A 1,202-nucleotide genomic window follows, 5' to 3' on the forward strand; every position below is an offset into this window, starting at 1 on the left:
CGTTATCGTCGGTGCAATTGTTAGTGCTGGTACAAATCACTTGTCTCCAACTGTTGCAAGTGTTCTTGGTTTTATTGCTGTTACTCTCGCAAGCATCAACATCGTTGCAGGCTTCATGGTGACAGATCGTATGCTCAACATGTTTAAGCAAAAGGGTTAACGATGTTTGCTTTAGTCAATCTTTCTTACTTAACAGCGGCTGTGTTTTTTATCCTCGGCATAAAAGGCATGACCAAACCTAAAACGGCTGTACGCGGAAATCAGCTCTCAGCTATCGGCATGTTGATCGCAGTAACCGCAGCACTTCTTCACCACGACATCATTGGTTTCACTACGATCATTGCTGGTATTTTACTCGGCGGTTCAATTGGTGCATTGCTGGCAAAACGCACAGCAATGACGTCTATGCCAGAGCTTGTAGCAAGCCTTAATGGCGTTGGCGGCGGGGCATCTCTAGCAGTTGCTGGTAGCACATGGTTAACTGCAATCGCAGCAAATTCAGTGGTAACCGGCGTATGGTCAGCAGCCATTCTTGCTTCGATCGTCATCGGTGCAATAACGCTATCAGGATCAGTGGTCGCCGTTCTTAAGCTAAAAGGAACTATCGGTGACAGTAAGCGCGCAAGACAATGGCAGCTTATTACAGTAGCGAGCCTCGTGGGTATTCTTGCATGCGCAAGCATGATGTTTGGTGAAGGCCAACTGTCTAGCCTTGTACTACTCGCTATTGTCGGCCTCTGCTTGTTACTAGGTGTCGGTCTAGTACAACCAATTGGTGGTGCCGATATGCCAGTTGTTGTTGCGCTACTTAACGCCTACTCAGGTCTTGCTGGCGCAGCGACCGGTTTCGTGTTGGAAAACCAAGGCTTGATCATCACTGGTTCTCTAGTTGGCGCGTCTGGTCTTATCCTGACTGCAGTAATGTGTAAAGCCATGAACCGTTCACTACCAAACGTTCTCTTTGGTGGTGCATTTGGGCCGCAGGCTGATACGCAGTCGAAGTCAAACGACAGCGAGTTTTATGACGGCAAAGTGAAATACGCAACGCCAGATGACCTTGCACTACTCTTAGACGGTGCGCGCAGCGTTGTGATGGTTCCAGGCTATGGACTTGCGGTTGCCCAAGCGCAACACGCAGTGAAAGAGCTTGCTAATCAGCTTGAAGCACGTGGAGCTAAAGTCAGCTATGCGATACACCCTGT

At 48.8% G+C, this 1,202-nt stretch carries 2 protein-coding genes; both read left to right on the forward strand.

Translation table 11 applies throughout. The features are described 5' to 3' along the window. Positions 1–4 precede the first annotated feature (4 nt). Complete coding sequence (locus A3762_RS15920) at positions 5–160, forward strand: proton-translocating transhydrogenase family protein (RefSeq protein WP_082869187.1); 156 nt, start codon at positions 5–7, stop codon at positions 158–160. Between the two features lie 2 nt (positions 161–162). Beyond that, a partial coding sequence (locus A3762_RS15925) for an NAD(P)(+) transhydrogenase (Re/Si-specific) subunit beta (RefSeq protein WP_068756585.1) occupies positions 163–1,202 on the forward strand: 1,040 nt, incomplete at its 3' end.

This window comes from Oleiphilus sp. HI0125 (assembly GCF_001635355.1).